Source organism: Paenibacillus sp. MABNR03, assembly GCF_050455445.1.
Taxonomy (GTDB): Bacteria; Bacillota; Bacilli; order Paenibacillales; family Paenibacillaceae; genus Paenibacillus; species Paenibacillus xylanilyticus.
Map to the genome: position 1 here is coordinate 173,873 of NZ_JBCIYR010000002.1, position 16,272 is coordinate 190,144.

Here is a 16,272-nt window from a genome sequence, read left to right on the forward strand (position 1 = left end):
AACGCGAAAAAGCCCGCCCATTTCCGGAGAAATGAGTGGGCCTGTTAAGTTCAACCGATATTCATGTTCATATGAATATGAAAAAATCCGTTAACTGAAAGTCCGCTCCACTTCCCTCCGCTGGTATGATCCAGATCAGGTTCAAAGGGTCCGAATACATTCATTCGTCTCAGCCGCAAGGCTCCCCTAGTGCAATCGTTCAAGATATGCAGTTGTGTACACAGCATATATCACATTCCCGCGAGATGTAAAGAGGGCGGCTTAAAAGAAGTGTGCGTAAAGAAGTTAGGAAAGTGACCTATTCTAATTGTTTGAATGTAACAGTGAATCAAGCTCACCGATCAGACGGGCAATCTGTTCAGGTGTGCCAATCGTAATCCGAAGCCAGGAAGGCATGCCGAATTCGGCACCGCCGCGGACAGAGATGCCTCTGTTTAACAATTCTTTGGTAATCGGGCCACTATCCTGCAACAGATCCACCATCATGAAATTCGTTTCGGAAGGGATGTAGGGTAACTTCCAATGATCAAAGGACTGCATTAACGTTTCCCGTCCCTGACGATTGTAGTGCAGGCAATGAGAAACAAATTCATGATCATCCAGGCTGGCTGAAGCAGCGGCTTGGGAGGTGGCCGTCAAACTGATGGGCAGCTTGACCCGGTTAATGCCTTCAATGATGCTTTCATTCCCGATGCCATATCCAATTCGCAGGCCGGCAAGTCCATATATTTTGGAGAAGGTTCGCAAAATAATCAGATTATTATACTGCTCCAGCAGCTTAACCGTATCAGGATAATCTTCACTTTCCGCAAATTCATAATACGCTTCGTCCAGGACAACCACGACATGGGAGGGCACATGTTCGAGTAAACCAAGCAGGGCATCTGCCGTGAAAATGGTTCCGGTTGGATTATTCGGATTGCACAGCCAGATGATTCGGGTAGAAGCATTGATCCGCTGCCGGAATTGCTCCAGGTCCAGTGAATGGTTGACCAAAGGCACTTCATGAATAACCCCGCCTGCCAGCAGCGTAGCGCCCTTATACCAGTTAAAGGAGGGGACCGGAATGAGTGATTCCTCGCCGGGATTAAGAAAGGCTTGGGCGGTAAGGGTTAGGAGCTCGAATGATCCACTGCCAAATACCAGTTGGGAGCTACGCACACCCAGACGTTCCGCAAGTTTGTCACGCAGCAGTTGGCTGGAACCGTCGGGGTATTGAGCCAGAAGATCGGAGCTCAGCGATCTGACTGCTTCCGCTGCCAGGGGAGAAGAGCCAAACGGATTCTCGTTCGCTGCAAGTCGATCTACACTTTCCAGTCCCAATTCCCGCCGGATCTGTTCCATGGATTTGGCAGGTGTATAAGCCGGAATTTGATTTAACAGATCTTTAACAGGAGGAGAGGGAACGGTTGAGAGGGATTGCATAATCATACCTTCTTTCCAGTGGAATTAGATCGAGAATGATATCTGTTTCTGGGCTATCTGCTGTGGTGTCTCTTGTGGAGGAGTCAACAAGCGATTTAGAATAAGATTTTCAAAATGAGCAAACCCGCTGTCCCGAACACGTGGACGCTCCAGCGTAATTCGGGTATCCATCGTTATATGACCATCCTCGATTAACAGTACCCTGTCAGCCAGCGCAACCGCCTCACTGACATCATGAGTGACCAGAATGACAGTCAGATCTTCTTCTACCCACAAGCGTTCGATTAATTGCTGCATCTCAATTCGGGTCAATGCATCCAATGCACCCAGCGGTTCATCCAGCAGCAGTAAACGCGGATGACTTGCGAGTGCCCGTGCCAAGGCAACACGTTGTTTTTGTCCGCCAGATAATACCCCCGGCCAGTCACCTTCACGCTCTCCAAGTCCTACATTGCGAAGTGACTGGCGTGCATTTTCCTTGTTCTTGTCTGGGATTCCCAGCCGTACATTGTCGAGCACGGATTTCCAAGGCAGCAGTCGGGCTTCCTGAAACAGAAACCGTGTCTCTGGTGCTGTACTGCCAAGCTTTCTGTTGCCCAGCATAACGCTTCCGGAAGAGGGGTATTCCAGCCCGGCGATCAGACGCAGCAAAGTGCTTTTGCCACAACCACTTCGTCCAACGATGGCTACAAATTCCCCTTGTCTTACATTGACATTGATGTCGGATAGAATTGTCCGCTGATCATACGATTTCTGAACCCTATCTACTTGAAGAAAAGGACTGATCTGACTTGTGCTCATGGATCAATTCACGCTCCTTTGGCTTTACTTGCGGGATAGAGCCGGGTTCCAGCGCAGCCAGCGCCGTTCCAGCCATTTGGCGATGGTATCGGACAGCTTGCCCAGCAGGGCATATAGCAGAATGCTTAAGACGATTACATCCATCTGCATGAATTCCCGCGCATTCATCGCCATGTAGCCAATCCCCGCATCCGCCGCAACCGTCTCGGCTACGATAAGGGTCAGCCACATAATGCCAAGTGCATAACGAATACCCACGAGAATGGAAGGCAGTGCACCAGGTAGGATAACGTCTTTATAAAGGGACCAACGGCTGAGGCCATATACTTTGCCCATTTCAATCAGACCGGGATCGACCGATCGTATGCCGTGGAACGTATTCAGATATACCGGAAAGAATACACCCAGGGAAACGAGAAATAATTTTGCTTCTTCACCGATCCCGAACCACACAATAACGAGGGGGATCAATGACAGATGCGGAATGTTACGAATCATCTGTACCGAGGAGTCGGCGATCTTTTCCGCAAGGGAGGAGATGCCGTTCAGCACTCCCAGCAGAAAACCCAGACCCCCACCAATGAGGAATCCTCCCAAAGCTCGTCTGGCGCTAATACTGATATTGTTCAGTAGTTCACCGTTACCAAGCAGACGAATGAAGGCCTCCAGTACTTGAGCGGGACGGGGCAAAATATTGGCTGCAACAACTCCGGATGCAGTCAGCCATTGCCACAGAGCCAGAATGAGTAGTGGTACAACAAAAGGAATGAACTGGTTAAACCATGCCCGGTTAAAGGTTTTGGACCGCACGTTATGCCTACCTCCTTGCTTCCTTCGTTATTGACTACCTGGAGCTGGAAGTTGATCTTGAAGTGCACCACTCCAGAATGTGCTCACATCGACTACCTGCCCAAAAATTCCCGCTTGCTGAAACGTATCTGCTACGTCCTGTTCGGACTTGATGGCCTCATCAGAAATGGCAACAATACGTGATGGGCGTTGTGCTTCTCCATCCGTGTAGGTTTTAAGGGCTTGTTCCACCGGCTGGTGGGTATTGTCTGCTGTAATTTGAGCCCACGCATCCTTATTGGCACGAGCCCAATCATTGAATTTGTTGATTCGCTCCAGATAATCGGCTAGGGCCTCTTTCTGTTCCGCATTTGCAATAGCCTGATCGGACGCGGCTACAAGGAAGCTGCCTGACAGGATATCTTTGGCGCTGGCGAGCGTTGTTGCTTCATTCTGATGTGCGGAGATGATGGCATTGCCGTAACTGGCAAGGGCATCCACTTTCCCGCTAATCAGGGCGCTGAGTCCGTCGGCTGTTGAAAGTTCGACCGGACTGATTTCACTCCAGGTTAGTCCGGCTTCCTCCAGCATTTTGAGCAGGAAATAGTGGGCTGTTGTATTTTTTACGAAAGCAACTTTCTTGCCTTTCAGGTCAGCAACTGATTTGATAGAAGAACCTTTGGGAACAACGACCTCCTGATTTAAGGTGCTGCCTTGTTGTACCGCAATAATTTTGAAGTTTCCACCATTGGCAGCCTGAGATGCAAAAATGGGCGGAATTTCACTGGTCACACCAAAGTCCAATTGATTTGCAGCCATCGCTTCGAGGATCAGGTTACCTCCCTGAAATACGTTATAAGTGACTTTATAGGGGGTGTCATCGAGTCCGGCGGCTTTTAGCCCCAATTCGAGATTGCCCCATCCGGTCTGACCAACCCGAATAGTAACGTCTTTATTCGAAGCAGCTGATGCTACTGTCGGTGTTGTGCCTGTACCGGCGGCCTGATTATCAGTTCCGGCAGAGCAGCCGGAAATCAGCAACAACAGAAGCGCGCTCAGAAAGGCAGTTAAGGGAAGAGTGTACTGGCGGTTTGGACGGATCATAGGGAGGAAACCTCCTTGGTGTATGTACTGCTTTCACTAGACTGACTGGATTCTATGAATGTTTGGCCGATGCGGTCTGCCTGAAGGATGGCTTCGGTTACCTGCGCCGTGCTAACTCCGAAGGAGAGATGTGCCGCACTGCCTTCCCGCAGCTGTAGTCCTGCTGCAATGTGCGCAGCAGCTTTCTGAGGCTGTTGTTGTATGCCGAGTTGGGCAAGAGTGATAGGCAGATTCAGCTTATGTAACAGAGTGGTCAGCTCCTGAAGCTCATCCCCTGCTTTGCCTTCAAGGATCCACTGGGTGAAAAGTCCAAAGGCTACCTTTTCTCCATGCAGTGAAGCGTGTGTTTCGGGTAATTTGGTGAGGCTATCATGTAGCCCATGAGCAATTGCGGCATGAAGTGATCCATCGCTAATGCTGCCTACAAGGCCTGCGAGCACAATAATGGCGTCGGCAACATCACGGAATTGAGGTGTACTACCGGTTGTATCAGTGGATTCATAGACATCGATGGCGTGCGCTTCGAGAATATGGAGTGCAAGCTTGGCAGTGCTGACACTGTTTCGGAGAGTGAGGCTGGTGGCGTTGCCACTTAGATTAACGGCGAACTCATGCCATTTTACGAGTGTGTCACCGATCCCAGCGGCCAAATACCGCCTTGGTGCACTCGCCAGAATATGAGGATCAGCCAGAACAAGATTAGGCGAACGGCGCAGCGGACGATATCCTGCAGATTGGCCCTGTTCATCATAGAGCACGGTTAAGGCAGACCAGGCAGCGCAGGTTGCAGCAATCGTTGGGACCGTTACAATGGGCAATTGGGCTTGCTCGGCCACCGCTTTGGACAGATCGAGCACTTTACCACCACCGACGCCGATAATCAGATCAACATCCAGATCGAAAGCTTGCTGCGTAAAAGTATCAATCTGGCCTATCGTAACCTCACCGTAAAACAATTGCACATGGAACTTGATCTTATGCTCCTCCAGTGAAGGAAGAAGGTAAGGCTTTACGGCTTTTAATGCAGACTCACCGGCGATGATCAGAACATGCCGCCCAAGCTGTGCAATCCGTGGACCACTTTGCTCAAGAATGTTAGCTTCGTGTACATATACTGCAGGTGCCTTAACAGTAATCATGAATACACTCTCCTCATAGCTTATTATTCTTACGTTTTAACTTGGTTTTAAATTGTTTAGATTCTAGCATTGCGTTTCGGCAACCACAATAACCCGGACAATCAATACATCCTATACTTCGATTGAAAGAATCTATAGGTGAACGTAATTAATGGATTCGAGGAGAAAAGGAAATTAACAGGCTGGTCGATTTACCTTGGCTTCCTAACCCGATATAATGGTAAAGGCGCATATGAGCCGGATTATAAATGAGGGTGGGACTGTTCTCCCTCCTAAGCAGAATGGGGACCCCGAGTTGAAAACGTTCAAAAAAGTATATATTGAAATTACAAGCATATGTAACCTGGCATGCAGCTTCTGTCCACAGACCAAACGTGCCAAAGGATTCATTGACCCTGAAGTCTTCAACAATATATTGGATCAGATTAAACCACATACCAAACATATTTATTTGCATGTCAAAGGGGAACCGTTACTTCATCCGAAAATTGATCTGTTACTGGATTCCGCGCACGAGAAGGGATTCAAGGTTAACATTACAACGAACGGTACGCTGCTGCCCAAAACCCAGCACAAGCTTCTTGGCAAACCGGCCTTGCGGCAAATGAACTTTTCGCTGCACAGCTTCGATGGGCACGAAGGGTCGACGGACCGTGAGGGGTACTTGAGCAACATTTTATCCTTTGCCCGGGAAGCTGTGAAACACAATGTGATCATCTCGTTCCGACTCTGGAACCTGACGCAGGATAACTTTACGAATGCCCAGATGAATCGCAATCGGGAAACCCTGGAGGTACTGGAGCGCGAGTTCAACCTGGATTTCCGCATTGAGGAAAAGGTGGTTCCAGGCAGCGGCGTCAAAATCGCGCCGAATGTGTACCTGAATCAGGATCACGAGTTCCAGTGGCCAAGTCTGGATGCACCGGAAGATGACGGCAAAGGCTTCTGTCATGCGCTGCGAAGTCAGGCAGCAGTTCTGGTGGACGGAACGGTTGTCCCATGCTGTCTCGATGGCGAAGGCGTCATTAATTTGGGCAACGTTCACGAGAAGTCATTCTCTGAGATTGTCGAAGGCGAACGAGCGAACAATCTGGTTTATGGTTTCTCCAAGCGTGAAGCCGTAGAGGAACTTTGCCGGAAATGTGGATATCGCCAGCGGTTTGGAGCTTAATGAAATAAAATATATTTAAAAGCGTGCTCTTCGAATTTTGTTTCGATGTGGCACGCTTTTTGCTTTTTTATAGCAGAATAGTTTAGATAATAAAAATTGAAATCAATTCAGGATAACAACTTTTTTGTAAAATCATAGTTTAATAAGCTTGTTTTTACGAGTTTACATGGTATTATTATCCTATTGATCAGGAGGTGATGTAGTTCCATAGATTCATATATTATTGTTTTTACCTACTAGAAGCCTACTGAGGAGTGTGTTTTAGTTTTGAATTCAAAATGGAAAAAGTTTAATCGCAAACTATCGTTAATGCTTTCTACGTCGTTGGTTGTCTCCATGTTAGCTCTTAATTTATCTGTATCGGCAGAAGTGGCTGCATCTAAAACTTCTTTTACTGATATTGATCATTCGTATGCCAAAACGGAAATAACCAAATTAGTGGAACAAGGAATTCTGACAGGTTTTTCGGATGGAACCTTTAAGCCTTCTGATTCCGTAACACGAGCTCAATTGGCAAAAATTATGGTCGGTGCACTTAAGTTGCAGCCTGATACATCTGAAGCAAGCCAATTCAAGGATGTAAAGGAAGATCAATGGTATGCCGGCTATGTAGGTGCACTGGTCAAATCCGGGATTGCTCAAGGCACTTCCAAAGATAGCTTTTCACCTAATAAGAACGTGACAAGAGAAGAATTAGCTGTATTTTTCGTTAGAGCTTTTGGTTGGAACCAACAAGACGTAACGAGCCAAACCTCCAAACCTCAACTTTTTGATTTGGATCAAGTATCGAACTGGGCGAAAGATTCTGTATCATTGGCTTACCAATCTGGCTTCATCAAAGGATTACTTCAAAAAGATGGAACAGTAAAATTTAATCCTTCAGGAATAGCAGATCGCCAAGCGTTAGCGAGACTTGCCTATGAATTCGTAATGAATAAGTCTACATATGATAGTTACATGACTCCGGCCAAGACAGAGGACGGAACTGAAGATTCTAACGAAGCAAAACCGGAAACGACAAAACCTTCTGAAGGCAGCAGTAAAGGAAATAGCGGCAGTAGTTCCGGAGATAAAGGGAACGGTAGTAACAATGGTGGAAATAATGGGGGCGGGGAACAAGCGCCTAGTAAAAACCTCACCTCTCCAGGTGTGTATACTCTTGGGGATGTAACTGGGAATGTAACCATTAGCTCTCAAGGTGTCACTCTAAAAAACACTAAAGTAAACGGTAATCTGAAAATACTTGAGTCCGTAGGAAACGGTGATGTAACTCTTGATAATGTTAATGTTACGGGAACCACTGAGATTCAAGGTGGAGGCCCTAACAGTATTCATGCGTTGAACTCCGTTCTTGCAACAGTGATTGTTGACAAAGCAGATGGCAGTATTCGTTTGGTCCTTGAGGGTGGAAGCGATGTTCAGCAGATTGAAATTAGATCTGGTGCGATCGTACAGAATGTTTCCACGGGTGAGGTCGGACCGATCGATATCGCAGAGTCGGTTCCGCATAATGCTTCGGTAGTGCTGAGCGGAAGTTTCGACTCCGTAATGGTTCATGCGGAGCAAGTTTCAGTGGAATTTGGAGATAACTCCACCATTGGCAATCTCGAAGTATTCGAACAAGCATTGAACACCGTGTTTAAAATTAACCATGGTGCTGTAGTGAATCGGGCGATATTGAATGCAATCGTACAATTTTCTGGAGAAGGAACATTATCTTCGGCTCTGGTCAATGTAGAAGGCATTGATTTCAGTCAACTGAGTCAGCCCCCAACCATTGAAGCAGATCCTACAGTGACTAGTGTAGTTTATTCGCCTGAAGCAGCAGAGTTTTCAGCAATTGATTCGACACGTCAGATCGTGCTCGCGGGCAATGCTGGCTCAGCGTTCAAAGATATTACTTCCTTTGCAACATGGAGTGTCGACGATAGCTCCATCGCCGTCGTTAACTCAGGCAAGATTCAAGCCAAAGGTAACGGTACGACAGTTGTGCAGGCCAAATATGGAGAGTTCGAGATCCATGTTCCAGTAACTGTTGCAGTTTATAACGAAGGAGCAGCCTATCCAACACTCACAGGGATTCAAGTTACCAATGGAAGTGCAACATTGGAGTTTACTGAAGGTTTTGATATCTCTGAACTAACAGCAGATGATTTTGTAGTTCATGCCTATTTGAATGGTGCGGAACAACAATTGAATAATTTGCAGTACGATAATGGCGAGTTTACTTTTGACGCTGTTAACAGTTACGGGTCCACATTATACATCACTGTAGAGTCTGATGTTGATAAAACACATTTTGCAGGAAGCCAAAGTGGTGCAATCAAGCTGACCGGATTCGGCGGTCACATCAAGGATGTTGCTGGAGAAGCGGTTGCCAATTTGCAAATTTCCTTTAGAAAAGGCCTGGATAACAAAACAGGTGAAATTGTTGGATCCGTTACTACAGATACTTATGGAAACTATCAAATTTATCTTCCACCAGGCATCTATACAGGTGAACTCGGAGGGGGAGATACGAAGTATATTAAAACGTATCTCATTGGTGTTTCCGCAGTAAATGTGGAGAATAAAAATGAGAATCAAACGGCTATAGAAATACCTACGCAAGATGAAACACGCATTGTATTGACTTGGGGGAAAGACCCGGGTGATTTGGACTCACACCTTGTAGGTCCTGCAGGTGACAACGGCGTGTTCCATACGTTCTTCGCGGATAAGCAATACTATAACAATGACGAACTTATGGTGGATCTGGACTTGGATGATGTTACGTCCTACGGACCTGAAACGACAACAATTCGTCAATTGCTGCCTGGGACGTATACGTTCTACGTGCATCATTTTTCAGGTGCGAGTACAATCAAGAGTTCCGGAGCCAAAATTGAAGTGTTCCATGGAGCAGTTGCTACACCGAGTGCATCGTTTACGGTAGAGGAAGGAAGCGGTAGCGAAATATACTGGGTCGTTTTCAAAATGAACGTAGCAGATAACGGTACAGTAACATTTGAGACTGTGAATGAATTTACAGATACTAACCCGCTCTATTCACTTCAACCATCCATTGAAAATAGTGGTGAAGAATTGTAGATAGAAATAGCAATTGGCAACCATGATGACACTGTAGTATCTATAGAAACCCTGTCTTTCATAGACCAGGGTTTCTTTTTTTGTTCTACGGATTTTTTACTGGTTGTAAATAGAGCACACCCGAAGTTGAGATCAGCACATCTCATGCGGAGGCGATTAGCTGAGAATGCGGAGACAGCAGGCAGCAAGCCGCAATGGATACACCTAATCTAATGATTATTATCGTTACACTCCTTTTTTGGTAGGATCAGGATAGGTTCCAGAGCAGAGGTGCACCTCTGGGGTTCCGGGAAGACAAGCTGGCTTGAACACCAATATATCTGAATAAGGGAGGATTTATGCATGAAAAAAATGTTAGCGTTGCTGTTGTCCGCAGGTCTGGTCGCTTCCGTATTTGGTGCATTACCCGTGTCTGCTGCTCCCGAAATTGTAAAGACAACGATTATCGTCAAGAAGGGCGAAACTTATGATGGTAAAGGAAAAAGTGTAGCCGCAGATCCAAACACATTGGGAGATGGTAGTCAGGCCGAGAACCAAAAGCCCATTTTCCGTCTCGAGGCGGGAGCTACACTGAAAAATGTAGTCATCGAAGCACCGGCAGCCGATGGTGTACATTGTTATGGCAACTGCAATATTCAGAATGTGACCTGGAATGATGTTGGGGAAGATGCACTTACGCTTAAATCTGCGGGGACTGTAAATATTACAGGCGGGGCAGCATACAAAGCCTACGACAAGGTATTTCAAATGAATGCATCGGGAACGATTAACATTAAAAATTTCCGAGCTGATGATATCGGCAAGCTGGTACGCCAAAATGGGGGAACCTCTTACGCGGTAACGATGAACGTAGACAGCTCGAATATCTCCAATGTCAAAGATTCCATTCTGCGCACAGACAGCAGTTCTACAGTGGGCAAAATTACGAATACCCGTTACTCCAAAGTACCTACGCTGTTCAAGGGATTTGCTTCAGGCAAAACAAGCCAATCCGGAAATACACAATATTAAATATCAGGATTATAAAAGGTGTCCGCGAGGATGCCTTTTTTTGACGTATAAAGGTTATGCTGTCATGCCAGAATACTGCCTGTAAGGGATTGCCACAAATACCCATGTGGTGTACATTAGTAGCAATGAAATAAAGTGAACCGGGAGCTCAATGAAGTTGGGCTGAGATTGCGGCCTTGTGCCGCTGACCGTATATCTGATCTGGGTAATGCCAGCGTAGAGAACATGGATTCATGATGAGTACCTTGTGTGGAAAATTGGAACGGATCATCTCTGATTGCGAGCGGGAGTATGCTTGCTGGTGAAAGGACCCGCTTCGATTTTGTTCTGCATGGCTCGAATCGTGATGATTGTATACTATACGTATGGCCTGCCCGGAACCGGGGAGGCTTTTTTGTTTTCATTCTATAACCCGTGGGGAGCAGAGGAAGGAAGTAGAGAACATGTCAACAGCAATACGCAGCAACAAATTAAAGTTAACCGATATTTTGGTGACCATTGTAATCGCGGTTGTATTCGGGGTCATCTACAAAATATGGGGACCGACGTATGATCTGATGAAGCCTTTCGGCGTTCACGCGGAACAGATGATTTATGGCATGTGGTTTATGGCGGGCACGTTCGCCTATATCATCATTCGCAAACCGGGGGTGGCCATTCTGGCTGAAGTCGCGGCTTCAACCGTGAGTGCTTTTCTCGGGAGTGAATGGGGGATGTCTACTTTGGTGTACGGTTTGCTGCAGGGCCTTGGAGCAGAAATCTTCTTCGCCGCGTTTTTGTACCGGAAAACGAATCTGTTCGTTACCTGTCTTGCAGCCATCGGGGCAGCAGCAGCCTCTCTTTTGCTGGACTACCAATACGGTTATATTGATTCACTCTCCGCGTGGAACTATACGCTGTTTATCGGTTTCCGCTTCATTGGAAGCATCCTGATTGCCGGTGTGTTTGCTTATTATCTTGCCAAAGCATTGGAACTCACAGGCGTCACCCGGTCTTTGAGACCTGTCTCCAAGCAGGATTATGAGGCATTGGACTAAATGAACGGAGAAGGGAATTCGCAGGCGGTAGGTGTCACCAATCTTAGATGCAAGTTCCCGGGAGAGCAGGACCTGGTATTCCAGGGCTTGTCTCTCTCTGTGTGTAAAGGGGAAAAAGTGCTGCTGCTCGGGCCAAGCGGCTCAGGCAAGTCCACGCTGCTGCAAATTTTGAGCGGCCTCATTCCGCGGTCTGTAGAGATACCGATGAAATGTGATGAGATCCAGGTACCCACCCAGTCGGGTATTGTCTTTCAGGACCCGGATACCCAGTTTTGCATGTCCTATACGGATGAAGAGATTGCCTTTGTACTCGAAAACCGGAATATTCCACGGGAACAGATGCCGGATCTAATCCAGCAGGTTCTGGAGCAGGTAGGGCTTTCTATTGAACATCATCGTGTATTGATTCAATCCATGTCACAGGGTATGAAACAGCGCCTTGCCATCGCCTCGATCCTTGCCATGGAACCGGATGTCCTGTTCCTGGACGAACCAACGGCACTGCTGGATGATGAAGGAACAACTCAGGTATGGAATACGGTGAAGCAGATCGCACGGAACAAGACGCTCATTATCGTGGAACATAAGATTAGTGAGGTTGTGGATGTGGTTGACCGAATCATCGTACTGTCGCCCGATGGGAAGATCGTGGCAGATGGCCCGGCGAATCAGGTGTTTGCCAATGAACGGAATATGCTCAGGGAGTACGGCATCTGGTATCCGGGTGTGTGGGAAGAACGTGGAGCAGGGAGGATGGAAGAAAAGACACCTATTTCTGAAAAGGATCTCACATATCCGCCCTTCGTTTGTGTGGATGCCGAGAAGGGTGATTCCAAGGCACCTGGTTCACTCCAGCCTGCACTGGAATTGAAGCAATTCACCGGATGGCGCGGGAAGAGCCCGGCAGTGCAGATTGATCAGGCTGAAGTGTTTCACGGAGATTGGGTAGGGATCGTTGGAGCCAATGGCGCCGGAAAAAGTTCATTATTGCTTTCCCTGATGAATATCCTGAAAACGACGGGTCATTATCGTGTGGAAGGACAGCATCCAGGCAAGACCAGAGAGCTGGCTGACCGCATCGCATTTGTTTTTCAGAATCCGGAGTTCCAATTTGTTACGAACTCGGTTTTTGATGAGGTGGAATTTTCATTGCTCGGCGGAGAGCTTACTGCGGAAGAACGGCGTGCCCGGACCCACGATATGCTGGAGCAATTTGGACTGGGAGAGCTATACGGGCGGCATCCGTATCAGTTATCGATGGGACAGAAACGCCGTCTGAGCGTAGCCTCTGCCATGGTTCGGAAACAGCGGATATTGCTGCTGGATGAACCCACATTCGGGCAGGATGCACGCAATACGTTTGCGATGCTGGGACAGCTGGAGCGTCTGCGACATGAGGGGACGGCCATTGTAATGGTTACGCATGATCAGGAGATCGTAAACAGATATTGTACTAAAGTGTGGACCGTAGACGAGGGGAGGGTTGCGCATGCAGCTGTCGTTTCCTCACCGTGAAACCTGGCTGCACGCCGTCAATCCGGGACTAAAAGTTATTTTTCTGACGCTGATGTTTGTCTTGGTTATCCTCATTCACAATCTGAACGTTATGGTTAATGTAGCTGTTGTGATGCTTCTGTTACTATGCTGGACGGGTCACCCTTGGTACCGATTGCTCCTGTATGCATCGCCCTTTATATTGATATTTATCTCCACCTCTACAGGCATGATGATGTTTGGTAAAGGTGAGACAACATGGTATGAATTTGGATTGATACATATCACGGAAGAGAGCTTCTATCGTGGACTGCACCTGGGATTTCGATCTCTGAGTATGGCGGCTGCGGGGCTATTGTTTGGTCTAACTACCCGCCCGGTTCGTTTATTCTACTCCCTCATGCAGCAATGGCGGCTTCCACCCAAGTATGCCTATAGCTTTCTGGCCGCAATGCGCATGATTCCGATCTTGCTGGATGAGTTCCAGACGCTGCGTTATGCGATCCGTATTCGCGGCACGCAGCAGCGTGTCTCGCACTGGAACGTATACGGAACATTGAAGCGTTATGCCATTCCCCTGCTCGCGCAGAGCATTCGGCGGGCAGAGCGGATGGCAATCGCCATGGAGGCAAAAGGGTTCGCAGATGGCGCAAGCCGGACGTATTACATCCGGATCGGGTATTCCCGGGCGGATCTATGGTTTGTATTATATTTTATCGCGTTTCTTACCATAGCTTATACGTTAGGCTGGGCCTTCCCTTATTACCCGGCAATGTTGGATGTTAGGTGAGAGTGGACAGGAGATATTTTTCGCAGAGGTAGTAACTTTTTCTTCTTCAAAACGTCCTTAATGGAAATAACTTCTAACGGATGGAGTGAACAGACGTGAAGACAGGCGGGAACTGGCGCAAGAGGGGTTACCAATGGATTAGCATGACCGGCGTAGCCGCTCTGATGGTTACGGGATACTTGGTGCTGGATTTAAACGTATCCGCAGGTGAAGGGAAGGCCTCAGGCTCAGTTACTCAAGCCTTAGCGGCACAAGTAACCTATAAAGTTGGGGAAACCGTAACATTGGGGAAAGGCCTGCCTTTGTATGCCCAAACGGTTGATAATAGCGTTCCCGTTGATCTGATGAGAATACAGTACTATACGTCCAGTGAAGAAAAAATAAAAGTGCACACTGTTCGGGGAGAATGGCTCAGGTTCAAGGATGACAGTCGAGGGGATCACTGGGTACCTGCATGGTATGCATCCAAAGAGAGCAAAACCTTGAAAAGGTCCACTCCGCAAAATTTTACACTCCGAGCAGGCAGTAAGTTGTATCTGTATCCTGGGAGCCAGACAAGCTGGGCTTCTGCGGATGCTCTAACGGATCATGCCCTAATCGTTGCAACGACGAAGGACTGGTATGGAATATCGATTGCTCCGCGTATCTGGAACAAAGAGTCGAATGTATATCGTCCGGCAATACTCTGGGTTAAGGCGAAAGATGTACAGCAGCGTGCCTATGTAGCTGACGCCTGGTTTGGGGATCAAGCTTCCATGTCTACAACAGATGTGCGTCATCTGACGGATATTATGCTCAGCAAAACCACAACCTCCAAACAAGTCGCACAATGGCTTGGCGAACCGGATTGGAAAGAGAATTCCCAAAATCTGAATGAAACCAATTATTCCATGAGCATTGGACAGACCTGGCGATATGAACGGGAAGATGCACAGTTTCTGGTGACATTCAACAAGGCTGGCAGACTGATGCAAACACGCTGGAACCTAACGCTGGATGATCGAAACAATGTCGTACCTTCCGATTGGCATTTCAGCCGTTCTGACGACTATCAATTCACAACCAAAATTCTCGGCAAAACGCTGCCTTCATCTTTGCCCTGGAAATCAACATGGACCAATCAGGGAGAGTTAAACTATCCTTTTCTGCAAGCAGCAACGGAAGATGTACTCCTGATGAAAGGCGACGATGGTGGATTTAGCGGCATGCATTACGATAAGTCGGTTTATGCCCTTGATCGACGTACAGGCAAAAAATTATGGGAAATACACGCAGGATTCGGGGCACTCCAAGCATATACGGATACCAAGCGCGAGGGTGTAACCCTCTATACGTCTTATGCTCCGGGAGATAAGGAATACAAGGACCGCATACGTCACATTAAACTATCGGATGGGAAAGTGATATGGGAGTACAAGCCGGGCTCCAAACTGTCACTTCGTGGGATTACAGCTGCGAAGAATGTCGTGGTAGTGGATAGTCCGGTTAAGGAAGGCTCCAGTCAGGGACGAATAAAGGTGCTGAATAGCTCTAGTGGAAAAACACTCTGGACAAGGAAGTTAAGTGCCGGATATCAATTGTTCAATCAGTCGGCAGATGACCCGTATGTCATGTACTGGGAGAAAAATCAGCTGATTGCAGCCGACTCGCTTTCAGGCCGAACTGTATGGAGCATCAAGGTAGGGAAACCCACTGTGGATTATATCGAGAATGATCCGTATTTCGACGGAATAACCCGTCTTGATCCGTTCACGGAGGCACTGTCTGAACGTTGGATGCTGCTCGGGGATCAGTGGGTGTTAGTCGATCTGACTTCAGGCAAGAAGCTCGCTCACTTCCCGGCCAGGAACGGGCAGCGTTTCGAAGTGTTGAATGATGGCATGCTGCTGATCCGGGAGAACAAGAAAGGCGATCACTATGGAGACTATTTCGATTTTACAACTACACTGTATGATGCCAAGAACAACAAAAAAAGGTGGACATTGAACGATAAAGTTGAACGGGGGCTTGTGGAAGGTGATCAATTATTTGTGATCAAAAACGGTTACCCGGCTGCGCTGGATTATCATACAGGGGAGACGCGCTGGAATGCACAAAACACCATCTCCTCCTTGAAGTACCCCACTAACCAGGGAAGTTACCTGTTGATTGACGATCAACTGCTGTTACCCATGGGTGAGGACCTGCTGGTCATGAACAAAGAGGATGGTACGCTCATTGGTCGCGTGCATGACGTAGTCATGGGATCACCGGAACACCGGGACAGGGACGCCAAGAATGGAACCATGAATCGGGTAGGGGATGAAGTATACATCGGTTCGTCGAACGGACGATTTAGCTTATATAATGCAGAGGAGTTAAACACAGATATCTCTCGCTAAGGCTTGTCTCACAACGAATGTTGCATTATTATAAATGAAC

12 protein-coding genes and 1 riboswitch are annotated in these 16,272 nt (G+C 47.5%); of the genes, 7 read left to right on the plus strand and 5 right to left on the minus strand.

The genetic code is table 11. The features are described from left to right. Positions 1-95: 95 nt before the first annotated feature. Positions 96-198, minus strand: a riboswitch (TPP riboswitch). A 105-nt stretch (positions 199-303) separates the two neighbouring features. The 5 genes from hisC to AAIH57_RS09555 are packed head-to-tail and all read right to left on the minus strand — an operon-like array spanning position 304 to position 5,258. Continuing rightward, entirely contained in the window at positions 304-1,425 is a 1,122-nt protein-coding gene (gene hisC / locus AAIH57_RS09535; protein WP_430021455.1) for a histidinol-phosphate transaminase, read from the minus strand. Positions 1,426-1,449: 24 nt separating this feature from the next. Continuing rightward, positions 1,450-2,226: an ATP-binding cassette domain-containing protein gene (locus AAIH57_RS09540; RefSeq protein ID WP_430021456.1), complete on the minus strand. Its 777-nt coding sequence runs from the start codon at positions 2,224-2,226 to the stop codon at positions 1,450-1,452. 24 nt (positions 2,227-2,250) lie between these two features. Then, positions 2,251-3,036, minus strand: a complete 786-nt coding sequence (locus AAIH57_RS09545; RefSeq protein WP_430021457.1) for an ABC transporter permease subunit — start codon at positions 3,034-3,036, stop codon at positions 2,251-2,253. Between the two features lie 27 nt (positions 3,037-3,063). Next, positions 3,064-4,119 carry an ABC transporter substrate-binding protein gene (locus AAIH57_RS09550; protein ID WP_430021458.1) on the minus strand — a complete coding sequence of 352 codons (1,056 nt, stop codon included), beginning with the start codon at positions 4,117-4,119 and terminating at the stop codon, positions 3,064-3,066. Next, positions 4,116-5,258 carry an iron-containing alcohol dehydrogenase family protein gene (locus tag AAIH57_RS09555; protein ID WP_430021459.1) on the minus strand — a complete coding sequence of 381 codons (1,143 nt, stop codon included), beginning with the start codon at positions 5,256-5,258 and terminating at the stop codon, positions 4,116-4,118. The genes AAIH57_RS09550 and AAIH57_RS09555 overlap by 4 nt, the downstream gene beginning before the upstream one ends. 295 nt (positions 5,259-5,553) lie before the next feature. On the opposite strand from AAIH57_RS09555, the gene AAIH57_RS09560 reads away from it, so the two are divergent. The 7 genes from AAIH57_RS09560 to AAIH57_RS09590 all read left to right on the plus strand — a co-directional run bounded on the left by AAIH57_RS09560 (position 5,554) and on the right by AAIH57_RS09590 (position 16,232). After that, positions 5,554-6,429 (plus strand): radical SAM/SPASM domain-containing protein, encoded by an 876-nt coding sequence (locus AAIH57_RS09560; RefSeq protein ID WP_095288619.1) that lies wholly within the window; start codon positions 5,554-5,556, stop codon positions 6,427-6,429. Positions 6,430-6,696: 267 nt separating this feature from the next. Beyond that, positions 6,697-9,519 carry an S-layer homology domain-containing protein gene (locus tag AAIH57_RS09565; RefSeq protein ID WP_430021460.1) on the plus strand — a complete coding sequence of 941 codons (2,823 nt, stop codon included), beginning with the start codon at positions 6,697-6,699 and terminating at the stop codon, positions 9,517-9,519. Between the two features lie 342 nt (positions 9,520-9,861). Continuing rightward, entirely contained in the window at positions 9,862-10,530 is a 669-nt protein-coding gene (locus AAIH57_RS09570) for a pectate lyase (RefSeq protein WP_175397729.1), read from the plus strand. Positions 10,531-10,973: 443 nt separating this feature from the next. Further along, the gene (locus AAIH57_RS09575; RefSeq protein WP_430021461.1) at positions 10,974-11,567 is read left to right on the plus strand and encodes an ECF transporter S component; all 594 of its coding nucleotides are present in this window, start codon (positions 10,974-10,976) and stop codon (positions 11,565-11,567) included. Beyond that, entirely contained in the window at positions 11,568-13,082 is a 1,515-nt protein-coding gene (locus tag AAIH57_RS09580; protein ID WP_430021462.1) for an ABC transporter ATP-binding protein, read from the plus strand. Next, positions 13,057-13,851, plus strand: coding sequence for an energy-coupling factor transporter transmembrane component T family protein (locus AAIH57_RS09585; protein ID WP_430021463.1), 795 nt, complete (start codon positions 13,057-13,059; stop codon positions 13,849-13,851). The genes AAIH57_RS09580 and AAIH57_RS09585 overlap by 26 nt, the downstream gene beginning before the upstream one ends. Before the next feature lie 95 nt (positions 13,852-13,946). Continuing rightward, positions 13,947-16,232 (plus strand): PQQ-binding-like beta-propeller repeat protein, encoded by a 2,286-nt coding sequence (locus AAIH57_RS09590; protein ID WP_430021464.1) that lies wholly within the window; start codon positions 13,947-13,949, stop codon positions 16,230-16,232. The last annotated feature ends 40 nt before the right edge of the window (positions 16,233-16,272 follow it).

Coding starts and splice junctions, on each gene's coding strand:
- AAIH57_RS09550 (WP_430021458.1), bottom strand. CDS start 4,119: ATGATCCGTCCAAACCGCCAGTACACTCTTCCCTTAACTGCCTTTCTG.
- AAIH57_RS09570 (WP_175397729.1), top strand. CDS start 9,862: ATGAAAAAAATGTTAGCGTTGCTGTTGTCCGCAGGTCTGGTCGCTTCC.
- AAIH57_RS09585 (WP_430021463.1), top strand. CDS start 13,057: ATGCAGCTGTCGTTTCCTCACCGTGAAACCTGGCTGCACGCCGTCAAT.
- AAIH57_RS09575 (WP_430021461.1), top strand. CDS start 10,974: ATGTCAACAGCAATACGCAGCAACAAATTAAAGTTAACCGATATTTTG.
- AAIH57_RS09580 (WP_430021462.1), top strand. CDS start 11,568: ATGAACGGAGAAGGGAATTCGCAGGCGGTAGGTGTCACCAATCTTAGA.
- AAIH57_RS09540 (WP_430021456.1), bottom strand. CDS start 2,226: ATGAGCACAAGTCAGATCAGTCCTTTTCTTCAAGTAGATAGGGTTCAG.
- AAIH57_RS09555 (WP_430021459.1), bottom strand. CDS start 5,258: ATGATTACTGTTAAGGCACCTGCAGTATATGTACACGAAGCTAACATT.
- hisC (WP_430021455.1), bottom strand. CDS start 1,425: ATGCAATCCCTCTCAACCGTTCCCTCTCCTCCTGTTAAAGATCTGTTA.